The sequence below is a fragment of the Pelovirga sp. genome (assembly GCF_059864205.1).
Map to the genome: position 1 here is coordinate 1 of NZ_JCBCBS010000069.1, position 4,941 is coordinate 4,941.

The 4,941-nt window shown below is 52.1% G+C and carries 8 protein-coding genes; 2 read left to right on the forward strand and 6 right to left on the reverse strand.

Annotated elements, in window-relative coordinates; genetic code table 11:
* Both AC6F7T_RS03975 and AC6F7T_RS03980 read right to left on the reverse strand, forming a co-directional pair.
* The coding region (locus tag AC6F7T_RS03975) for an AarF/UbiB family protein (protein WP_500716697.1) at window positions 1–719 on the reverse strand (719 nt) is incomplete at its 3' end.
* Window positions 716–994 (reverse strand): hypothetical protein, encoded by a 279-nt coding sequence (locus AC6F7T_RS03980; RefSeq protein ID WP_500716699.1) that lies wholly within the window; start codon window positions 992–994, stop codon window positions 716–718. The genes AC6F7T_RS03975 and AC6F7T_RS03980, both read right to left, overlap by 4 nt.
* A gap of 89 nt (window positions 995–1,083) precedes the next feature.
* Here AC6F7T_RS03980 and AC6F7T_RS03985 point away from each other — a divergent pair, with 89 nt between their 5' ends.
* Window positions 1,084–1,971 carry a MerR family transcriptional regulator gene (locus tag AC6F7T_RS03985; RefSeq protein ID WP_500716700.1) on the forward strand — a complete coding sequence of 296 codons (888 nt, stop codon included), beginning with the start codon at window positions 1,084–1,086 and terminating at the stop codon, window positions 1,969–1,971.
* A 29-nt stretch (window positions 1,972–2,000) separates the two neighbouring features.
* Here the strand turns inward: AC6F7T_RS03985 and AC6F7T_RS03990 are convergent, their stop codons facing one another.
* Genes AC6F7T_RS03990 through AC6F7T_RS04005 form a run of 4 tightly spaced genes read right to left on the reverse strand, consistent with a single transcriptional unit; the run spans window position 2,001 to window position 4,259 of the window.
* On the reverse strand, window positions 2,001–2,855 hold the full coding sequence (locus AC6F7T_RS03990; RefSeq protein WP_500716701.1) for a formate/nitrite transporter family protein: 855 nt from the start codon (window positions 2,853–2,855) through the stop codon (window positions 2,001–2,003).
* Between the two features lie 52 nt (window positions 2,856–2,907).
* The gene (locus AC6F7T_RS03995) at window positions 2,908–3,366 is read right to left on the reverse strand and encodes an EVE domain-containing protein (RefSeq protein WP_500716702.1); all 459 of its coding nucleotides are present in this window, start codon (window positions 3,364–3,366) and stop codon (window positions 2,908–2,910) included.
* Window position 3,367: 1 nt separating this feature from the next.
* Window positions 3,368–3,748: a hypothetical protein gene (locus AC6F7T_RS04000; protein ID WP_500716703.1), complete on the reverse strand. Its 381-nt coding sequence runs from the start codon at window positions 3,746–3,748 to the stop codon at window positions 3,368–3,370.
* A 46-nt stretch (window positions 3,749–3,794) separates the two neighbouring features.
* The gene (locus AC6F7T_RS04005) at window positions 3,795–4,259 is read right to left on the reverse strand and encodes a hypothetical protein (protein ID WP_500716704.1); all 465 of its coding nucleotides are present in this window, start codon (window positions 4,257–4,259) and stop codon (window positions 3,795–3,797) included.
* Window positions 4,260–4,589: 330 nt separating this feature from the next.
* Between AC6F7T_RS04005 and AC6F7T_RS04010 the strand changes: the two genes are divergently transcribed.
* A complete protein-coding gene (locus AC6F7T_RS04010; RefSeq protein WP_500716705.1) occupies window positions 4,590–4,721 on the forward strand; it encodes a hypothetical protein in 132 nt (43 codons plus the stop codon).
* Window positions 4,722–4,941: the final 220 nt, after the last annotated feature.

The following is a 4,941-nucleotide window of genomic DNA, read 5'->3' on the forward strand; positions in this document are numbered from 1 at the left end:
ACATCATCGATTCGTGCCCCTTCTTCAAAACTCATGACCAGGGCATCATCGCTGGACAGCGCTTTTACCGGAACCGGAAAGCGCACCCCGGCATCACTGTAGGTCTGGCTGAAGAGCTCCAGATTGGCCAGCTCCTGGGTCATGCTGACTTCCTGCCGGATCACCCGGGTAAAAGCCGCCAGGACGGATTCGATGGAATGACGGGTCTGGTCGGTAAACAGCGGACGAAACAGGCGTAAAAACAGATTTAACAGAACAATATCCACCTGGACCTGGACCCGGATGTTCCAGCGCAACAGCTTGACTGCCACCTCCTCACCGTCAGCTCGCAGGCGCGCCCGATGGACCTGGCCGATAGAAGCACTGGCCAGGGGCTGCTGATCAAAATATTCAAATACGCCCGGATCACTAAAGGCGCGCCGAAAGACCCGGGAGCGGTCAGCCGTTGACATGGCCGGCATGCGGTCATGCAACTGCCGCAGAGCGACGAGATAATCTTCATCAAAAAAATCCGCCCTGGTCGCCAGCACCTGGGCCAACTTGACGAAACTGGCGCCAAGGATACGGACGGTGTCAACCAGCTGATCCGGAGGCAATGGTCGCCACCACCACCAGCGCGAACGGCGCCGGAACAGCAGAAAAACCGTCATCAGAAAACAGAAGACAGCATAACTACGCCCCGGTCGGCAAAGATGTAGAATGAAACCGAGCCTGTTCACTTAGTTTTAAGATCCTTTTTTAGCTCCTCCAGATCCGCCCTGGTCACCAGGCCAAGTTCGCTGATGAGCTCTTTGATCTGCTCCCGCAGCAAGTTTTTGACATGGTCTTTTTCCTCGGCTCCACGTTGGCTGAGTTCATCGAGAAAGGCACGCGCATTGGCTTCTGCTTCACCCTGCCACCTGCTGACTTCCTCGCTGTTTTTTTCCAGTTTGTCTTTGACTGACAGGGCTCCACCCAGGGCGAGGTAAAATAGCTGCTCCAGTTTGTTGTCCATAAATATCTCCTTTTGTTCGCAACAGGCTTTTCAAAGTAATTTTTATAATATATTATTCTGATAATTACTTGTTTGTCTAGGACGAAATCATGCTGACTATCCAACAACTGAGCCAGGAACTGGGCATTGGCGTTGATACCCTGCGGGTTTGGGAGCGACGCTTTGGTTTTCCGACCCCTGAACGCGACGCCCGTGGACACCGCCGCTATGCACCGGCTCAGATTGACCATCTGCGTGTTATCAAAAAGTTACAGAATCTCGGCCATCGCCCGAAAAAATTGTTTGCCCTGTCTAGCGCCGAGCGTCTTGCACTGCTGAATCAACAGGCCGACCTGCAACAGCACAACAGCGGCCATCAGGACTTGCAGTATCTGGTCAATACTGTTGCAGCTGCACAGCTCGAACATGAATTGCGAACCCGGTTGCAGAAACGCGGAACCGAAGCATTCGTGCTTGCAGTTGCTGTCCCCTTGATTGAGGTGATGGATCGTGGCTGGCTGTCCGGCACATTAAGTATAGCCCGCGAGCATCTGCTCTCTGATTGCCTGACCGCTATCCTTAAGGAACTGCTGGTGCCCCGGGAAGCTGCACCGAAGATCGTCTTTCTGACCTTGAGCGGCGAGCGCCATAAACTGGGACTGCTGTTGTCGGCGGTTCTGTTTCATAGTTGGGGGCTTGATTGTCATTTGGTACTGGAAGAGTTGCCGGTGGCGGAAGTAACAACCATGGTGGAATTTTTTGCTGCCGACGCTGTTGCCCTGTCATTCAGTGTACAAACCGCCCCAAGGCAAGCCAAGAGAGACCTGGCAACGCTACGAAAGACGTTGCCCAATCATGTCCACATCATTGCCGGCGGGTCTGCCTTGCGTGACGGATTGCACCTGCCGGGCATAAGTGTGTGTACCGATCTGAGACAGATTCGCCCCCTGTGTGCGCGCGAATTTCCGAACCTCAATCAAGAAAAGAAAGCGGAGTAAGCCTATTTAAAGAAGGCCTGCGACAGGGATCAGTCTTTTGTTTTCGTGCTTCTTATATACAACCACCAGTAGACGGCTGCAACACACAAGCCGCCACCGACCAGGTTGCCGACGGTCACTACCAGCAGGTTGTTCTGCCACAAGGTCCACCAGTTAAGCTGTGCGAGCAGTTCCGCATCGAGGCCTGAAGCATCGCGGGCGGCCGGCAGGGCCTTGGCAAAGATCCCCGCTGGAATAAAGTACATATTGGCGACGACATGTTCAAAGCCGGCGGCAACAAACGCCATGATGGGGAAGAAAATCCCCAGAATCTTGCCGGCTATGTCTTTCGCCGCCATAGCCAGCAATACAGCAAGGCACACCAGCCAGTTACAAGCGATAGCACGAAAAAGGTAGGCACCAGCGTGGGATGTGGTGGCAAATTCCTCAGACACCTTGTTCGAGGCGATCTGCAGGGCAGTTCCGCCAAAAACACCATCCATCAAACCGGTCTGACTGACGATCAGCCAGGCAAGGAAGACCGAGCCGAGCAGATTGCCCAGATATACCCAGCACCAGTTGCGCAAAACATCCAGCAGGGTCAGGCGTTTTTCGAGCCAGGCGGCGGTCATCATGGTATTTCCGGTCCACAGTTCCGAACCCGGGATGACCACCAGCATCAGGCCAACACTGAATACCGCACCGACAAAAAACTTCTGCAAACCGATCCAGGCAAAGTCGCCGGTTCCCACCACCGTCGCCAAATGGGCCGCAAAACCTATATAGACTCCAGCCAGGGCACCAAGAACAACCAGCCTGACTCCGGACAATACTTTTTTTTCAGCACCCCAATCAACCAGACGTGCTGCCAACTCGACAGGGGTAAGAGACAAATTCATCATCATTTAACTCGCTTTACAGCAGCCCGGGGGTTGGTGCTTTACTGACCGTATCCGATTATTCCAGGCGCAAAATATAGTCCCACTGTTCTTTTGTCACCGGCATAATGGATAGTCGGTTACCTTTACGCAGCAGGGGCATATTTTCCAGGGGGTCATGCCCCTTGAGTTCGGCCAACGAGATCGTCCGACGAGTATGGCGCAGGTATTTGACATCAACAAGAAACCAGCGCGGCCGTGCCGGCGAACTTTTTGCGTCAAAATATTTGCCCTGCGGATCAAAAGCGGTGGGATCAGGGTAGCTCTTACCGACGACCTCCATGATGCCGACAATCCCGGGCTCAGCGCAGTTGGAGTGGTAGAAAAAAACCTGATCCCCTTCCTGCATATCATCGCGCATAAAATTACGCGCCTGATAATTGCGGACGCCATCCCAGGGCTCGGTCTGATTTGGACGGGCCTGCAGGTCGTCAATGCTGAACGCTTCCGGTTCCGATTTCATCAGCCAATAGCTCATGTTATTTTATTCCTCCTTCACCCGGGCCTGATGCTTTGGTGCTACTTCCAGCTTGTTCTTTTAGTGCCTGCTTATCAGCCGTCAGATGAAGTCCACACTCAAAACACCGACGCACCGGCCGAAACAGATAGCCGCTCATGTGAAAACAATACCCACAAACTGGACACCGCGCCAAGGCCATCATGGCGACGGCAACAATCAACAGCAGCAGCCACACGACAAAGGACACAGCCACCACCTGTTTGGTGTCCTGGGCACGTAAAGCAACCATCATCAACGGCACATACGCCAGAACAAGCAGCCACAAAAACCAGCGCCGTACGCGGATCTTGCGCAACCCGGTATGTAATTCATTCCATGTTACTTCGCTACGACTATCCATGGGACCTCCAAACTGTTGTGGTCATTTTTGGATGGACTGATCAGCTTTACTTCTTTTTAGAGAATCTGGCGCGCGGTCCGGTTTCTTCCGGGGGGCGCTTATCGGCAGTAACGTGCAAGGCACAATGAAGGCAACGGCGTAAGGGGAGAAAGGTGGGCCCATGGGTGTGAAAGAGCTCGCCGCAGCGGGGACAGCGGACCAGACAAGCATAACCAACGGCAAGAATCAGCAGGACAATCCAGCTAACGAAAACCGTTGCGGCCCACTTTCGATAGTCGTGGGAATCGAGGGCAATCGTCATCGCCGGCAGATATACACCAATAACCAGCCACAAAATTCTCCGCCTGAAACGGATTTTATCAAGGCCGGTGCGATAATCTGCGTGATTTGTCGGCTTGTTACATTCCATGACGCTGTACATCAGTTTATCTGGTTGACGATAATGTTCGCTGTTTAGCTCTGACCGGGCAGCGAACATCATGTCTTGCTGCCACACCAAATCTCTGCGCAATCTTACGAAACCCTATGAGTTGCAGGATACCAGTTCGGATGTTGAAAACATGTTTGCGGCAGATGTTGCAAGACGAAAATTAACAGAAAAGCGGCGTATACACGATGGCAAATGAGTATTTCCGGCAAGGTTTAATTCCGTAGCAGCAACGCAGATAGTTTTTCAATCTTCTCCTAAAGGAGAATACTACTGTGGTATCCTTCAAAGATCAACGAATAAGCCGGCTGATAAAATTCCATTGCAACCGGTGGGCAGCGATATGGAAATAATGCATAATCGTAGTTGAGATTCATTTGTACAAATCTATTTATTGTCGATTGAAGGAAGCTCATGCCTGTTGTCATTATCCTTTTTCTGATTTTTCTGGTTCTGGTCATCCATATTGGTGTTCTGAAACTACGCAACCGACAACTGGAGAAGAAAATGAAAGGCGACTCGCAGCACAACCGTGACCACCACTAACGATTCAACCATTACCCGCCTTGAGCAAGCCTCCATACCCTACTGTATTGAATATGTATCTGTTCAGCACCGGGTCGGAAATCCTATGTCAAGGGACGCGATTGTTTCCCGTTGGGTCATCCATGACCGCTTTTTGTCGCCGTCCATGGCGACAAAAACCCTTGCCACAGGATTCAAAGGCCCTGCGCAAGGATAGAGCTGAATAGTTACTTGAATATAA